A 15,631-nucleotide genomic window follows, 5' to 3' on the forward strand; every position below is an offset into this window, starting at 1 on the left:
CGCGCCTTGGTGGTGATCTTTGTCTTTTGATATCGGAATGAGCCGGACCTATTCCGGGATCGTGCCCGTCCGCTCCCACCGGGTGCGCGTCAGGAAGTGGCGGGCGGCGTCGATGAAGTCCGCGGCCACGTCCGTGGGGCCGTCGGGCACGCGCCCGTTGTCGTTGTCGGTGTCGCCCTCGCGGAAGCTCCACCACACGATGAAGGGCCGGCCGCGGAGGTGGTCCAGGGGCAGGAAGCCCCAATAGCGGCTGTCCATGCTGTTGTCGCGGTTGTCGCCCATGGCGAACAGGTGGCCGGGCGGGACCGTGACGGGCCCCAGGCTGTCCTTGAAGCTCTCCTGGATGAGGCTGTTCATGGCCTGCATCTGGTTGCGGTCCTGCAGCCCCAGCACGTCGGGATCCGCGTGGCGCCATAGGCCCATGGGCCGCTCCGCCTCGCCGGCGTAGCGCTGCGGCGGCCAGGGGCCGGGCGTCGGGCCTTCGGGGCTGCGCCCGAACTGATGCTCGAAGGGGCCCGTCACCTGCTTGCCGTTCACGTACAGCCGCTTGTTCCGCATCTCCACGGTGTCGCCGGGCAGGGCCACGCAGCGCTTCACGTAGTCCTGGTCGCGGTCGAGGGGGTAGCGGAAGACGATGATGTCGCCGCGCTTCACGCCGCGCATGGGGAAGAGAGCTTCCTCCCAGCCCCACTGCGGCTGGGCGAAGATGAACTTGTTGGCCAGCAGGTGGTCCCCGATCATCAGCGTGTTGCGCATGGATGCCGACGGGATCTTGAACTGCTGGCCCACGAAGGCCTTGAAGAACAGGATCAGGACCATCGCGAAGCACACCACTTCGAGGTTGTCCCGAATGGCGCCCTTGGCGGCGCCCGGCGGGAGGGCCGCTTCGGGCTTGTCGGCGGTCTCAGCGGCCATGGAGCCTCCGGAAGGGATCGATCACGGACGGGGGGCGGGGAAATCGACGAAGCCCCGGCCCACCAGGCGGTTGACGGCCACCCAGGCTCCGCCGCGCTCCTCCAGGGTCTCCACCTCGCCGAGGTTGGGCAGGTAGAGGGTGCGGCGCTGGGGTGCCCGCGGGGAAGTGGCTTCCACCCACACGCCGACCGAAGGGGAGGTCTCGGGAAGGATGGCCGCGCCTTCCCACGCCCCGCGTCCGATCACGCGGAAGCTCGTGCCGCGATCTTCCCAGGCGGCGACGGCGGGGAATCCCTCCGGCAGGATCCGCGCGGCCGGCCGGCCATCGGCCAGCAGGGCCACGCCGCCCGCCTGGTGGCGGACGAAGATCTCCATCTGGCCGCGGGGGCTGCTGAGGGTGAGCTGCACCGTCCGGGCGGCGGCGCCCGGCGCGAGGGCGGCCTTCGCCACCCGCACCTGCAGCCGCTCCTGGGTCCGCTGAGGGAAGGGCAGGGTCGGATCCTCGTAGGCGAGGGTCAGGCCCTCTTCCCAGGGTGCGAACACGGGCGCCGCGGTCCGGGGCTGGCAGCCGAGGGCGCCGAGGAGGACCGCGATCGCCGCGACGGCGACGCCGCGGCCCATCAGCGGGGGCCCTTGTTGAACTTGGCCATCAGGTCGGACAGCGAGGCGCCGCTCGCGGGCATCACAGGCTCCCGCTTCGGCTGGGGCGGGCGAACCTCGCGTTCCGGCCGGGGCAGACGGGGGCCCTCGGGCCGCGGAGGCCGCGCCCCTTCAGGACGGGGAGGCCGGTTCCCCTCGGCCCGGGCAGGCCTCGCGCCTTCGGGCCTGGGCGGCCGGGCGCCCTGGGGCCGGGAACCCTCGGGGCGGGGCGGGCGCGGACCGGCGGCGGGACGGGGCTGGCCATCGGGGCGGCCCTGGAACCGACCCTGGGGGCGGCGGTGAGCCTGGGCGCGGTCGGCGCCCTCGGGAGCGGCCAGCAGGGCCTTGATGGAGAGGGCGATGCGCTTGGCCTGGAGGTCCACCGCCAGGACCTTCACCTTCACGGCCTGGCCCACGCTGAGGGCGTCGGCGGGGTTCTTCACGTAGCGGTGGGCGATCTCGGAAAGGTGGACCAGCCCGTCCTGGTGGACGCCGACATCTACGAAGGCGCCGAAGTCGGTCACGTTGGTGACGATGCCCTGGAGCTCCATGCCCACTTCCAGGTCGCTGGGCTTGTTCACGCCCTCGCGGAACTGGACGGCCTCGAAGCGGTGGCGGGGATCGCGGCCGGGCTTCTTCAGTTCGGCCAGGATGTCCTTCACCGTCTCGACACCGAATGTCTCGTCCACGAACAGCTTGGGATCCAACCCGTCCAGCACGCCGTCGTTGCCCACGAGTTCGAGAATCGTCTTGCCTGCAAGCTGGCAGATGCGCTGCACCACCGGGTAGCTCTCGGGGTGGACGGCGGAGGCGTCCAGGGGATCCTCGCCGTCGCGGATGCGGAGGAAGCCCGCGGCCTGCTGGAAGGCCTTGGCGCCGAAGCGGCTGACTTCCAGGAGCTGCTCCCGGCGCTTGAAGGCGCCGTGCTCGAAGCGGTGGGACACGATGTTCTTCGCCAGGCTCTCGCCGATTCCCGCCACGTAGGCCAGGAGCTTGTAGGAGGCGCTGTTGAGGTCGACGCCGACGCGGTTCACGCAGCTCTCCACCACGTCGTCCAGGCCCTTCTTGAGGGCGGTCTGGTTCACGTCGTGCTGGTACTGGCCCACGCCGATGCTCTTGGGGTCCACCTTCACCAGCTCGGCCAGGGGGTCCTGGAAGCGGCGGGCGATGCTCACCGCGCCGCGCACGGTGACGTCGTGCTCGGGGAACTCCTCCCGGGCGATGTCGCTGGCGGAATAGACCGAGGCGCCGGCCTCGCTCACGCTGACGCAGATCAGGCCCTGGCGGCCGGTCTCCTGGAGCCACTCGCGGATGAACGCCTCCACTTCGCGGCCGCCGGTGCCGTTGCCCACGGCGATGGCCTCGATGGGGTTCTCCGTGCAGAGCTTCTCGAGCAGCGCCCGGCTGCCCTCCAGGTCGCGCTTGGGCTCCAGAGGGTAGATGACCTCGTTCCGGATGAGCTGGCCCAGGCGGTTGATGACCACCAGCTTGCAGCCGGTGCGGATCCCGGGGTCCACGCCCAGGGTGCAGCGCTGGCCCGCGGGGGGCGCCAGGAGGAGGTGGTCGAGGTTGGTCTGGAAGACCTTGATGGCCTCGCCGTCGGCCTTCCGCTTGGCCTCGTAGCGCACTTCGGATTCGATGGTGGGGCTCAGCAGCCGGTCGAAGGCGTCGCCCGCCACTTCGTTCAGGAAACGCCGGTAGCCGCTGCCGGGATCGGCCTTCACCTTGGAGACGAGCTGGGACACCAGGTTCTCGCGCTCCATCAGGAGCTTCACGGTGAGGATCTCCTCCTTCTCGCCGCGGCGGAGCGCCAGCAGGCGGTGGCTGGGGATCTTGCGGATGGGCTCGGAGAACTCGAAGTAGGGCTTGAAGCGGAGCGCCGCCTGGTCCGCCTTGCGCTCCTCGCGGATCTCGGACTTGAGCGTGCCGTGCTCGTGGAATTCCAGGCGCAGCCAGGCGCGGATCTCCGCGTCCTCCGCCAGGCGCTCGGCCAGGATGTGGCCCGCGCCCTCCACGCATTCCGACGGCGCCCGGAGGCCGTCCTCGTCCTTGATGAAGGGCTCGGCGATGAGGAAGGGATCGGCGCCCGTCGCGTCCGCCAGGAGCGAATCCAGCAGGGGCTCCAGGCCCCGCTCCTTCGCCACCGTGGCTTTGGTCCGCTTCTTCGGCTTGTAGGGGAGGTAGAGGTCCTCCAGCTCCGCCTTCACCCAGGTGGCCTCGATCTTGGCCTTCAACTCGGGCGTGAGCTTGCCCTGTTCGTCGATGGACTTCAGCACCGTCTTCCGGCGGTCCAGCAGGTCCTTGTAGTAGGCGTTCCGGTCCTCCACGGCGCGGATGGCCACTTCATCCAGAGAGCCGGTGGCCTCCTTCCGGTAGCGGGCGATGAAGGGCACCGTGTTGCCCTCCTCCAGCAGCGTCACGATGGCGGCGACGCCGGCGCGGGGGAGCTTGAGCTCCTTGGCCATGAGGTCCAACACCTGATCCACACTTGCTCCTTGCGATCTTTCCCGAAGGGAACTGCGATCATATCAAGGACCCGGCCCTACCGCTCGGTCAGCCCCAGGGTGCGGTCCAGGAGATCCTTCAATTCACCGTCGAAATCCACCGGGAGCTTTACGACATGAGTGACGCCCGCGGCTTTTGCCGATAGCAGCGCCCGCACGTCCGGCGATCGCATGAACTGGAAGATGGGCACGCCCTCCATCCTCCCCATCTTTCTCAGGCGCAGCGCGACTTCCGTTCCCGAGAGGGGACCGATCTGCTGGTCCAGGAAGATCGCGTCGATGTGGGCCTTCTTGGACATTTCCAGCGCGTGGACCAGGGTCCGGGCCTCGAAGAAGCAGCAGTACCCGCCCCCCTGGAGGGTGCAGATGAAGGTGCTGCGGTCGAGGTCGTCCGGCATGATGACGAGGAAGTGCCTGCCCCGCCGCCGAAGCCGGATCCGGCGGTCCTCGGCGGCCGCGTCCCGCTCCTCCGGGGTCTGGCAGGCGGAATCTTCGACCATCTCCTCGAAGCCCTCGTCCAGGGGCTCGTTTTCCGCTTGATCGGAAGGTTCCTCGTTGGGGCCATCGGAAGGCTCCTCCTCGGGCGGCTCCTCTTCCGCGGCCCCCCGCCTCCGCCGGGAAGGGAAGGCCCGCCCGAAGGTCGGGAGTCGGCGCAGCATGAACTTCTGGAGGTGGTTCTGGTCGGAGCTGCCCATGCCTTCGAGGCGGATGCCCACGAGGACGGGTCCGCCCTGCGTCGAATGGCAGAAGCGCACCTCGCCCGCGCATTCGAGGGTGGGCAGATGGGGCAGGTTCAGGATGCGGACGACCTGGAGCGCCTGCCCGGGCTGGAACAGGTCGGCATGGGGGGCGAGGCGCTTGTTGCCCTGGATCTGCATGACGCGCTCCATGCGCATGCAGAGGCCCTCCATGCTGAGGTTCAGCAGGCGCCCCGACGCCGCCACCCCCTCCAGGAGGCCTTCGAAAAGGGCGGCGCTGGCTTTTTCCCGCGAGCCGATGCGGGTCCGCATGGCTCCGCGGCGGTCGGCGAATCGGATGGCGCGCGGCAGCCGGAAGATGCTTTCCATGTAGCGGCCCCGGTCCAGATAGGTGACCTCCGCGCGGAACCGCATGCCCGCCAGGGGGAAATGCAGGTCGATGGTTTCCCCGGCGTTCAATCGCGGGACCTGGTGCGGGAAGCTCAGCGAAAAGGTGAAGTCCTGGTCGTTGACCAGCTCCACCCGGGCCCCCAGGCAGAGGGGCGGCTCCGACCGCATGTGGAGGTGCACGAGGGTGCGGAGACGGGCCAGCTCTTCCAGGTAGGCCAGGATCTGCTGCACGTCGGCCTGCGCCGGTTCCCGGTCCGTGGAGTCGCCTTTTTTGAGTCCGAGCCGCTTCAGCATCGCGTTTTCCCGAGGGTTGAGACCCTAATCGGGGCGGCTTGGAAAAAACTGAAGCGGCTTTTTGGTTCCTAGTTCATGGTCTCACTGTGACTTTTCTGCGCGCGCCAGCCGGGGGCACCTCCAGGGCCCGCAGGGCGCGCTTCCAGTGCGCGGCGTCGAGTTCCGTGCCGATGACGACGGCGGCACAGGAAGGTGCCGATCCGTCCGCCCGCAGGGGCAGGGGGGAGATCTCCAGGCGCCCGTCGGCGAGTTGGAAGGCCCAGCGGTCGCTGCCGTCGTTCCGCGCGGCCCAGCCCGCGAAGGCGCACACGCCCTTGGCCCGCAGCAACTCGCCGTGTGCGGGTGGTGCGAGGAGGAGGGCCTCCAGGGCGGCGGGATCCACCGGATGGTCCCAGGCCGTTGTGAAGGATCGCGCCGCGGCGAAGCTCGGGCCCGCGGTCGCCTCCCATCCTTCCGGCACGGGCCGCAGGTCGCCGCGCCAGGGATCGGGGCTGTCCGTGGGCGCCACCCCGTTCCGCGTCAGGACCAGCGGGATGTGCCGGAAGGCGGACCGCAGGTCGCCCTCCCACGCCACCGCCGCTGACGGGTCCACATCGCCCTTGCTGAGATGGAGGAGGCTCGCCAGGGCCACCTGCCGGCGGAGGAGGGGCCGGGTGCGGAGGTGATCCACGGGCCCGAGGCAGGAGACCACCGTCAGCAACCCCGCGAGGCGCAGGCGCCCCGCGAGCTCCGGCTCCTGCTCCAGATCCACGAGGTCCGTGGGATCGGCGAGGCCGGTGGTCTCCAGGACGACGCGTTCCGGCCGCTGACCCTCCGGCTGGTCGCACCAGGCCTTCAGGGTGGCGACCACGTCGTCCCGCAGGCTGCAGCACACGCACCCGTTGACGAGGTTCTCCACGCCGGCCAGTTCGGGGCGCTCCGCGTCCACCAGGGCGCCGTCCACGCTCACCGCGCCGAATTCGTTGATGAGCACCGCGACCCGGCGCCCCGCGGCCACCTCGGCCTTGAGCAGCCGGTTCACGGCGGTGGTCTTTCCCGCGCCCAGGGGGCCGGTGACGATCAGGACTTCGAGAGCGCGGTGGGACATCTCTCCATGATGCCGCCGGCCGGGGATTCATGAGAGCGTGGATCGGTGGATTCCCTCGACTTCAGCTACCGGGCCGCGGTCTCCCTGGCGGGCGCCGTTGCCCGTTCCTGCGCCCGCGGCGTGCCCGAGGGCTGGCGGGTGCGGCTGGAGGCGTGGGTCCCGGATCTTCCCGCGCACCGCTGGATCTGGCTGCACGCCGTGAGCGTGGGCGAACTGCTGCTGGCGGAGGGCCTGGTGGCCCGGCTGCGCAGCGCGGGGCACCGCCTGCACCTGAGCACGGGCACCCCCGCGGGTCTCGCCCTGCTGGCCCAGCGCCTTCCGGGTTGGGATGCGGGAACGGGCCTCGTCACCGGCGGGGCCTTTCCTCTGGACGATCCGGCGGGCCTGGAGCCCTTCCTGGCCCATCTGCCGGGAGCCTTCGTGGCCCTCGAAACCGAGCTGTGGCCGGGCCTCCTCCAGGCCCTGGAGGCGCGCGGGATTCCGCGGCTGGTGGTGAACGGCCGGCTGACGGAGAAATCCCTGGATCGGGGCGGAGCGTGGCTCCGACGGGCCGCGTCGCGCCTCACCCTGGTGGCCGCCCGGGACGAGTCCAGCGCCGCCGCCTTCCGCCGCCTGGGGGCGCCGGAGGTGCACTTGGGCGGGAACCTCAAAGCCGACCTGCCTCCTCCGCGTGCCCTCCATGGCGGGTGGGCGGCCCTCCGCGCGGCCTGGGCGGCCGATCCCGTGGTGGTGGCGGGGAATACGGTGGAAGGCGAAGAGGCCCTGGTTCTTGATGCCTGGGCGGCGGCCCGCCGGGAACTCCCCGGCCTGCGGCTCATCCTGGCGCCGCGGCAGCCCCGGCGCTTCGACGCCGCCGCGGACCTGCTGGCGGCCCGCGGGCTGGCCTTCCGTCGGGCCTCCGCGCCCTGGTCCGCCGAGGGATGGGCCGACACGGACGTTCTCCTCCTCGATACGCTCGGCGATCTGTCCGCGGCCTATGCGGAAGGGACCGTGGCGCTGGTGGCGGGCGGGTGGAACGCGGGGGGAGGGCACAATCCCCTGGAGCCCGTCCGGGCGGGGGTTCCCACCTTGGTGGGGCCGGGTTTTGCCAATTTCGAGGACCTGGTTCCTCCCCTGGCGGAGGCCGGTCTCGTGGAGATCGCGGCGGTTCCGGACCTCTCTGTACGCGTGAGGGAGGCGTTGACGGGAGCGCCCCTCCGGCCCCGGGGACCCGGGACCCTGCCGGAAGCCCTGCGGGGGACCCTGGACCGGACCCTGGGCCTCATCGCGCCCCATCTTCCCCCGTCAGAATCCCCGTTACACTGAGCGCCCATGCCCCGCCGCGGAACGCACATCCTCCTGATCGACGACGACCCCGATGTACTGGACATGGTGCAGACCGCCCTCGCCCATTACGGGATCGAGGTGCACGCCTATCCGGACGCGGCCCAGGCGGTGGACTTCCTGCAGACGCCCGGCGTGCCGGACTTCGACCTGGTGATCAGCGACATCAACATGGAAGGGCTGGACGGGTTCGACGTCATCCACAAGGTGAAGGCCACGCGGCCCCACCTGCCGGTGGTCCTCATGACCGGCCAGTCGTCGGTGGACTACGCCATTAAGGCCCTGCGGATGGGCGCCTCCAACCTGTTCATGAAGCCCCTCGCCATCCGCGACCTGGTGCAGAGCGTGTTCCACCTCGTGGACCTGCACCGCGACCTGCGCAAGGCGGACCACGGCCTCCGGGGGCTGGTGAACGAGCGGCGGCACTTCCTGTGCCGGTCCGACGAACTGGAAGTGGCCAGCCTGATGCACCACCTCACGGATCGCCTGGTGCCCATGGGCTTCGCATCGTCGAGCAACCTCGACGTGATCACCATGGCCTTCCATGAGGCCCTCGTGAACGCCCTGGAGCACGGCAACCTGGAGCTGGATTCCAGCCTCAAGACCGACCTCTTCGCGACGGAAGACGCCTACTCCGCGCTCCGGACCACGCGGATGGGCGATCCCGTCTACGCCGCGCGCCTGATCGAAGTGCGGACGGCGATGGACACCGAGCGCTTCGAGCTGGAGATCGGGGACGAAGGCAAGGGTTTCGATACCACCCGGATTCCCGCGCTTCCCCCGGATTCCGACATGGCCTCCCACTGCGGCCGCGGCCTGCCCCTGATCTTCCTCGTGATGGACGAAGTCCACTTCAACGACAAGGGCAACCGGATCCGGCTGGTGCTGCGGCGGAAATAGCGTTTACCCCAAAGGAAAAGCGCCGGCGGGGCCGGCGCTTTTCCGTGAGTGGGGAGATGGCTTAGAACGCGCTTTCCACGAAGGCCTTGAGCTGGGGCTTCGGCTGGCCGCCCACGAGCTTGTTCACGGGCTTGCCGTCCTTGAACACGATCAGGGTGGGGATGCTCATGATCCCGAACTGGCCCGCGACCTGGGGGTTCTCGTCGACGTTCATCTTGACGAATTTGGCCTGGCCCTTCATCTCGCCCGCCAGTTCGTCGAGGACGGGGGCGATCATCTTGCAGGGGCCGCACCAGGGCGCCCAGAAATCCACCAGGGTGACGCCCTGGGAGACGGCCTGGGGGAATTCGGCGTCGGTGATGTGCGCCACGAGGTCGGACATGGGAACTCCTTTCAAGTTCAGGGGAGGGGGGACGGGCCGGCGGGGTTGGCGCCGCCCCATTGTGCGATGGTGAAGACGCTCATGTAGCGCTCGTTGGTTTCCCGCAGGCGCTGCGCGAGCACCTCGCAGAGGGCGGAGAGGAGCTTGAGGGCGATCCCGTGCTCGGCCTCGATGAGCGCCTGGAGGGCGCCGAGGGGGACGAAGAACAGGTCGGAGGGTTCGTTCGCGATGGCGTCCGCCGCCCGCGCGCCCAGGTCGATGAGGGCCATCTCGCCAAAGTAGGCCGGGGCTTCCAGGATCGCCAGGGCCTCTTCACCGGTGACGCTGCGCTTGGAGATGCGCACCGACCCGCTGAGCACGATGAACAGCCCGTCGCCGGGGTCGCCCTCCCGGAAGATCACCTCGCCCGCGATCACGCTCCGGACCCGGCCGATCATCAGGATCTGGGCGCGCTCCGGCTCGTCCAGGTTCCTGAACAGGGGCGACTGGGTCAGGAAGAGGGTGTCGATCAACGCGGGTCCGCCGAGGGCTGGTCCGGGGAAGGGTCGAGAGGCACGTGCGCGCAGATGTCGAGGCCGAAACCGCGCAGGCCAATGTACTTCGTTTCATGCCGGCTCAGCAGGCGCATTTTCCCCACCCCGATCTGCCGGAGGATCTGGGCGCCCACGCCGAAGTCCCGATCGCTCATGGTTTGCATCTGCGCGTGGCCCTCTTCGGCCACCCCGGGGGTGTGGGCGTGGCGCCGGAGGTAGACCAGGGCCCCGCGGCCCTCCCGGGCGAGGATGGCCATGGCCTTCTGGAACAGCCCGGACTCGAAGCCGTGCAGGTCGTCCGGCAGGGTCTCCACGTGGACCCGCACCAGAGGAGCCTCGCCGGCTTCCAGATCGCCCAGGACGAAGGCCAGGTGGCTGCCGCCGTCCAGGAGGCTGCGGAAGCGGTGGACCCGCAGGTCGCCCCACAGGCTGGGCATCTCCCGGGTCTCCAGGAGAGAGACGAGGGGCTCCTGGCGGAGGCGGTAGGCCACCAGATCCGCCACGGTGACCAGCGGCAGACCGTGCTTTTGGCAGTAGGGGATCAGGTCCGGCACCCGGGCCATGGTCCCGTCGTCCTTCATGATTTCGCAGATGACGCCGCTGGGGTGCAGCCCCGCCAGCCGCGCCAGGTCCACGCTGGCCTCGGTCTGGCCGGTGCGCGTGAGCACGCCCCCGGGCCGGGCGCGCAACGGGAAGACGTGCCCGGGCTTCACGAAGTGCTGAGGCTTGGCGTCGGGGGCGATGAGCGCCTGGATCGTGCGGGAGCGGTCCTGGGCGCTGATCCCGGTCGTCGTGCCCTCGCGGGCCTCCACGGAGACGCAGAAGGCGGTCTCGAAGGGGCTGGTGTTGTCCCGCACCATCAGCGGAATCTGCAGGCGGTCGAGGGCCGGACCCTCCAGGGCGGTGCAGATGAGCCCCCGGCCGTGGGTGGCCATGAAGGCGATGGCTTCGGGGCTGACGTGTTCCGCGGCGAGGGTGAGGTCGCCCTCGTTCTCGCGATCCTCGTCGTCCACCACGACGACCATCCGCCCCTGGCGGATCGCTTCGATGGCCTCCTCGATGGGAGCGAATGGAGAGGAGGCGCGCGTGTCCATAGGACCCCCAGCATCGCGCAGGACACCTTCCGGGGGAAGGGCGCACTCCGGAGTGAGGACGCACTCCATGGTAAGGTTGGCCATCCGAATTCATCTTCTCCCGAGAGGAATGGCCCCATGTCCCAGGGTGTGATCCAAGGCTCCATGCGCGAGGCGCCGTTGCCTGACATCATCCAGCTCGTGAGCCAAGGCGGAAAGTCGGGCTGCTTCCATGTGCAGCAGGACGCTTCCCGGGCCCGCATCTACCTGCGGGACGGGCGGATCATCCACGCGGTGACGCCCGCCGGGGAAGGCTTCGAGGCCCTCATGGACGTGGCCCTGTGGCTCGACGGCAGCTACCGGTTCGAGGAAACGGTGCCCGACGTTCCCACCACCATCACCAAATCCAACGCTTCCATCCTGATGGAGCTGGGGCGGCGGATGGACGAGTGGCGGGTCATCAGCCAGAAGGTCCCCTCGGTGGACCTCTACCCGGCTTCCACCCTCCTGCCCGGCGACGCCCCCCAGGGGATCAATCCCCGCGAGGCGAAGCTCCTCGCCCTGGCCACCGGCTACTTCAACGTGGCGGAGATCGCCGAGGTCCTGAAGAAGCCCGTCCTGTCCGTCGCCAAGGATCTCTACGGCCTCGTGATGTCGGGCCATGTGGCCTTGAAGGGCCTGCGCTCGGGCAAGCCTCCCAAAATCGATGTGCCCGTTCCTCCTCCGGCGGCGTCGCCCTTCCCCGAAGCGGGTCCGGAACTGGTGCCGGTCTCCGCCTTTCTCGGTGCCGCTCCCGCCCCTGCGCCCTCGGAGCTTGGCGAGGACACCGCCATCGTTCCCCTCCGGCGCCCGGCGCCGCAGGCCCAGGGCTTTCCCGAAGGGGACGAGCCCCTGCCCGTGACGGTGGGCGGCGGAATCGCAGGGGGCACGCCGCCGGTGGCGCCCAAACCCGCGTCCGCCGACGATCCGCAGCGGATGGTCAAGCTGATGAATTTCACCCACCGCATCGCCCAGGCGGCCAAGCACGCGCTGCCCGAGCCCCACCACGAGATGGTCAACCGCCTGCAGGCCAAGGCCACGCAGCAGATCATCTCCGGCGAAGGTCCGGAAGCGGTGAAGGGCCTGGCTCTGGCCATCAGCCGCGGGGCGGTGGACGCGGGTTGTGATGCGGACCTGGTGCGCACCCTCAACACCCAGCTGAAGGCCCTCTTCAGCCCCAAATAGGGTTTCCGATGGCATCCCGATTCCTGCTCGGCTTCGTCGCCGCGATCACGCTCCTGTTCTCCGGCTGCAAGGATGCCGAAACTACGGGAGGCACGGCCGGGGCGGCGCTCTACGCCTACGACGGCACCACCGCGTCGGTGTTCGTGTGGACCGACCTCTCCACGATCTACGACGGCGCGCCCAGCACCACCGCGCCCACCAAGCAGATCACCTCCAGCGTGTTCAGCAGCAAGATCACCAGTCTGGCCTGGGGCGGGCTGTGTTTCGACAGCCTCAACGGCTACCTCTATCTCATCTCGGACACCGGCAACATCGTGCGGGTGAGCAACATCCGCTCCCAGAGCGGAGCCGTGTCCAGCACGGACGTGGTGTCCTTCAGCCTCTCCAACACCGGCCGCCTTTCGAGTTCGACCTTTGGCCAGGCCGCCCTGGATCCTCAGAACAACCGCCTCTACATCACCGAGAACAGCAGCAGCAGCACCCAGATCTGGGTGGTGGACAACGCCAGCGGCCAGGCCCAGAGCGCCACCATTGCCCTGCAGGCCCTCGCGGTGAGCGGCGATACGGGAGGTACAGGCGTCGCAGCGGGGGCGGGCTCCGTCTACGGTTTCATGCTGGACGGCGACACGGTGGGCACGGTGGTCACCTATTCCGGTCCGCGCCTGCGGAAGGGCACCTCCGCGGGTTTCAGTGACGCCACGACGCTGATTGGAAACTCCACCCTGATCGGCAAGTACGGTTCTCTCGCGCTGGATACGGGCAATGGCTATCTCTTCGTGGCCCGCCACAATACCGATGCCGGCGCGTCGACGGCGCCCATCCAGGTCTTCGCCACCGGCCTGTTCGGCCAAGCCTACGATCAGGCTCCGACCACGACGCTGGGAAGCGTCACCGACCAGGCGGACCTGCGCGTCATCGCCCACGCGGGCACCAAGGACTGGCTGGTGGGCCTGCGGGGGAACGATACGACTTCCTACGGGACGATCTTCATCTGGAAATCGCCCGTGGGCGGCACCGCGGCGAAGGTCCTGACGGCCTCTCCCACGACCTCCCTGTTCAAGGGACTGGCGGTGGACGGGAACGCGTCGTGATGCCCCTGAGGCTCCTGGGCCTGCTGCTGCAGGACGTCGTCCGGGACCTCTTCCGACATCGGGGCCAGTACCTTCTGGCGATCCTCACGCTGGCGTCCGGGCTCCTTCTGGCGGGTGGCGGGCTTCTGCTGGTGGAAAGCCTGGGCCGCTTCACGGCCCGCCTGGAGGGGATGGCCAAGGTGGTGGCCTACGCGGCCGAAGGCAAGTCCCTGGATGAGGCGGAGGCCCGCCTGCGCCGGGATCCCCGATTCCGGGAGGTCCGGCGCGTGTCGGCCGAGGAGAACCGCAAGCGCTTCCAATCCGCCACGCGGGAGGCGGGGCTCCTGCTGGAAAGCGCGGGGCAGGATGCCCTGCCTGAAAGCCTGGAGCTGACCCTTCGCCCCGACCTCGCGTCGGGTCCCCGGGCGGTGGACGTGGGCGAAAGCCTCCGCAGCCTTCCCGGGGTCGGCGACGTCCTGGCCGACCAGGAGCGGCTGGAGCAGCTCCAACGCATGGCCCGCATGGTGCGCTCCGCGCTGATGGCCCTGGGCGTCATTCTTCTCATGGCCGCCGGTTTCGCCACGGGCAACGTCATCCGCATGAGCATCCTGGCTCGCGAGGAGGAGATCACGATCATGCGGCTGGTGGGGGCCTCCGAAAGCTACATCCGGACGCCCCTTCTGCTGGAAGGCGCCCTCCTGGGGCTCGGCGGCAGCGTATTGGCCATTCTGGGCCTGTTCGCGCTGTGGCTGCCCCTCTCCCGGGGCGTCGGCGGCCTGTCGCCCCTGCTGGTGGAACTGGCGCGCCTCGGCTTCTTCTCCCCCTGGAGCATGCTGCTCTTGGCCCTCCTCGGCGCGGGGACCGGCGCCCTGGGCGCTTTGTGGGCCTTCTGGATCACCCGCCGCGTGCAACGGGAGCAGGCGGCGCTCATGGAAGGGGCCGGCTGAGGGGCGGAGCCCCGTCGCAGCCGAAGGCGCTCCGGATTTTCCGGAGGGGTAAATTTTGATGTCTTCTACAAGAACTTGGCTCGGGCTAGACTTGGAGGACCCCAATACCTCCATGCCGTGCGGTTCCTTCTAGGAGAATCTCGCGTGAGTCTACTCGATGGTTGGATGCAGCAGCATCGGACGACCGGCCAGGCCTACGACTATCTGTATCAGATGCATATAGCATTTCTGTGCCGGTATTTTCCTATCATGGCTTCCCGGAGCATCTACCGCGACCGGATGGGGAAGGACCTCGATCTGGGGGCTCCGCGGAACTTCAACGAAAAGCTGCAGTGGCTGAAATTGTATTGGCGGCATCCCCTGGTTCCGGTCTGCGCCGACAAGGCGCGGATGAAGGGCTACGCCGCCGACCGGGGGTTTCCGCACCTGGTGCCCCAAACCCTGGGCGTCTACGGAGATGTCCGCGACATTCCCTGGGCGGAATTGCCCGATCGGTTCGTCCTGAAGTGCACCCACGGCTGCGGCTTCAACATCCTCTGCCCCGACAAGAGCCGGCTGGACGTGGCGGAGGCGGCGCGGAAGCTGCGGCGGTGGCTGAAGACGGACTACAGCCTGGTCGCGGCGGAGTTGCACTACGCCGAGATCCCGCCGCGTATCCTGTGCGAGGAATACCTGACGGACGGTTCGGGGCCGCGGCCCATCGACTACAAGGTCTACTGTTTCGGCGGGAAGCCCCACTGCATCCTGGCTTGCGCCGACCGGGGCGAGGCGGGAGAGGCCCGGTTCGATTTCTACGACGCGGGGTGGACCGCCCGGTTGCCCTATTGCGATCCCAGCATTTCGCTGGGGCGCGACCTGCCGGCGCCGGCCTCCCTGCCGGAGATGCTCGCCGCCTGCGAAGCCCTGGCCCAGCCCTTCCCCTTCGTCCGGATGGACTTCTACGACATCGGCGGCCGGGCGCGGCTGGGGGAAATGACCTTCACGCCCATGGGGTGCGCGGAGACCGGCTACACCGAGCAGGCCCTCGATGCCCTGGGCCGGCTGCTCGAACTTCCCGCGAAGCGCCCCTGACCGCTAGTTCCCCCACCGCCGGGGATCTTCTTCCCGCAGCCCCAGCTGGTCGAGGACGCGGGTGGCGAAGGTGTCGTAGAGGTCGTCCAGGGTCTTGGGAGCCGTGTAGAAGCTGGGCATGAGGGGCATGATCACCGCCCCGGCCCCCTGGGCGCGGAGCATGTTCTCCAGATGGATGCGGTTCAGCGGCGTCTCCCGGAGACAGAGGACCAGCGGCCGCCGCTCCTTGAGGCAGACGTCAGCGGCCCGGCTGACCAGGCTCTCGCTCGTGCCCGCGGCGATGCGCCCCAGGGCTCCGGCGCTGCACGGGAGGATCGCCATTCCGTCGTGGCGGTAGGATCCCGACGAGATGTCGGCGCCCAGGTCCCGCTCGTCCCGCAGGCTCACCTTGGCGAACGCGGCCAGATCCTTGGGCGCCAGGCCCGTCTCGTCCAGCAGGCAGCGGCGGCCCGTGGGCGAGATGAGGAGCGCGACCTCCTCCACCGCCGGGCTGGCCGACATCCGCCGCAGGAGGGCCACGCCGAAGGCCGAGCCCGTGGCGCCGGTGATGGCCAGGGTGAAGCGCAGGCCCATGATTCCTC

The 15,631-nt window shown here is 69.2% G+C and carries 15 protein-coding genes; 6 read left to right on the forward strand and 9 right to left on the reverse strand.

Features of this window, described 5'->3' with window-relative positions; genetic code table 11:
* Positions 1–48: 48 nt before the first annotated feature.
* The 5 genes from lepB to RAH39_RS04890 all read right to left on the reverse strand — a co-directional run bounded on the left by lepB (position 49) and on the right by RAH39_RS04890 (position 6,527).
* The gene (gene lepB, locus RAH39_RS04870) at positions 49–915 is read right to left on the reverse strand and encodes a signal peptidase I (RefSeq protein ID WP_306591682.1); all 867 of its coding nucleotides are present in this window, start codon (positions 913–915) and stop codon (positions 49–51) included.
* Between the two features lie 21 nt (positions 916–936).
* Positions 937–1,536 carry a hypothetical protein gene (locus RAH39_RS04875; RefSeq protein ID WP_306591683.1) on the reverse strand — a complete coding sequence of 200 codons (600 nt, stop codon included), beginning with the start codon at positions 1,534–1,536 and terminating at the stop codon, positions 937–939.
* Positions 1,536–4,040: a Tex-like N-terminal domain-containing protein gene (locus RAH39_RS04880; protein ID WP_306591684.1), complete on the reverse strand. Its 2,505-nt coding sequence runs from the start codon at positions 4,038–4,040 to the stop codon at positions 1,536–1,538. The genes RAH39_RS04875 and RAH39_RS04880 overlap by 1 nt, the downstream gene beginning before the upstream one ends.
* A 56-nt stretch (positions 4,041–4,096) precedes the next feature.
* Complete coding sequence (locus RAH39_RS04885; RefSeq protein WP_306591685.1) at positions 4,097–5,440, reverse strand: response regulator; 1,344 nt, start codon at positions 5,438–5,440, stop codon at positions 4,097–4,099.
* A gap of 73 nt (positions 5,441–5,513) precedes the next feature.
* Entirely contained in the window at positions 5,514–6,527 is a 1,014-nt protein-coding gene (locus RAH39_RS04890; protein WP_306591686.1) for a CobW family GTP-binding protein, read from the reverse strand.
* A 45-nt stretch (positions 6,528–6,572) separates the two neighbouring features.
* Here RAH39_RS04890 and RAH39_RS04895 point away from each other — a divergent pair, with 45 nt between their 5' ends.
* On the forward strand, positions 6,573–7,832 hold the full coding sequence (locus RAH39_RS04895) for a 3-deoxy-D-manno-octulosonic acid transferase (RefSeq protein ID WP_306591687.1): 1,260 nt from the start codon (positions 6,573–6,575) through the stop codon (positions 7,830–7,832).
* Between the two features lie 6 nt (positions 7,833–7,838).
* Entirely contained in the window at positions 7,839–8,750 is a 912-nt protein-coding gene (locus RAH39_RS04900) for an ATP-binding response regulator (protein ID WP_306591688.1), read from the forward strand.
* A gap of 61 nt (positions 8,751–8,811) precedes the next feature.
* Here the strand turns inward: RAH39_RS04900 and trxA are convergent, their stop codons facing one another.
* The 3 genes from trxA to ribB are packed head-to-tail and all read right to left on the reverse strand — an operon-like array spanning position 8,812 to position 10,759.
* A complete protein-coding gene (gene trxA, locus RAH39_RS04905) occupies positions 8,812–9,132 on the reverse strand; it encodes a thioredoxin (protein WP_306591689.1) in 321 nt (106 codons plus the stop codon).
* 17 nt (positions 9,133–9,149) lie between these two features.
* Complete coding sequence (locus tag RAH39_RS04910) at positions 9,150–9,644, reverse strand: Crp/Fnr family transcriptional regulator (RefSeq protein ID WP_306591690.1); 495 nt, start codon at positions 9,642–9,644, stop codon at positions 9,150–9,152.
* The gene (gene ribB, locus RAH39_RS04915; protein WP_306591691.1) at positions 9,641–10,759 is read right to left on the reverse strand and encodes a 3,4-dihydroxy-2-butanone-4-phosphate synthase; all 1,119 of its coding nucleotides are present in this window, start codon (positions 10,757–10,759) and stop codon (positions 9,641–9,643) included. The genes RAH39_RS04910 and ribB overlap by 4 nt, the downstream gene beginning before the upstream one ends.
* Positions 10,760–10,876: 117 nt before the next feature.
* Between ribB and RAH39_RS04920 the strand changes: the two genes are divergently transcribed.
* From RAH39_RS04920 to RAH39_RS04935, 4 genes are all read left to right on the forward strand, one after another.
* The gene (locus RAH39_RS04920; protein WP_306591692.1) at positions 10,877–11,962 is read left to right on the forward strand and encodes a DUF4388 domain-containing protein; all 1,086 of its coding nucleotides are present in this window, start codon (positions 10,877–10,879) and stop codon (positions 11,960–11,962) included.
* 8 nt (positions 11,963–11,970) lie between these two features.
* A complete protein-coding gene (locus RAH39_RS04925; RefSeq protein WP_306591693.1) occupies positions 11,971–13,053 on the forward strand; it encodes a hypothetical protein in 1,083 nt (360 codons plus the stop codon).
* Complete coding sequence (locus tag RAH39_RS04930; RefSeq protein ID WP_306591694.1) at positions 13,053–13,979, forward strand: cell division protein FtsX; 927 nt, start codon at positions 13,053–13,055, stop codon at positions 13,977–13,979. The genes RAH39_RS04925 and RAH39_RS04930 overlap by 1 nt, the downstream gene beginning before the upstream one ends.
* Positions 13,980–14,228: 249 nt before the next feature.
* A complete protein-coding gene (locus RAH39_RS04935) occupies positions 14,229–15,050 on the forward strand; it encodes an ATP-grasp fold amidoligase family protein (RefSeq protein WP_306591695.1) in 822 nt (273 codons plus the stop codon).
* A gap of 3 nt (positions 15,051–15,053) precedes the next feature.
* Here the strand turns inward: RAH39_RS04935 and RAH39_RS04940 are convergent, their stop codons facing one another.
* A complete protein-coding gene (locus tag RAH39_RS04940; protein ID WP_306591696.1) occupies positions 15,054–15,623 on the reverse strand; it encodes a UbiX family flavin prenyltransferase in 570 nt (189 codons plus the stop codon).
* Positions 15,624–15,631: the final 8 nt, after the last annotated feature.

The sequence above is a fragment of the Geothrix sp. 21YS21S-4 genome (genome assembly GCF_030845995.1).
Lineage (GTDB): Bacteria > Acidobacteriota > Holophagae > Holophagales > Holophagaceae > Geothrix.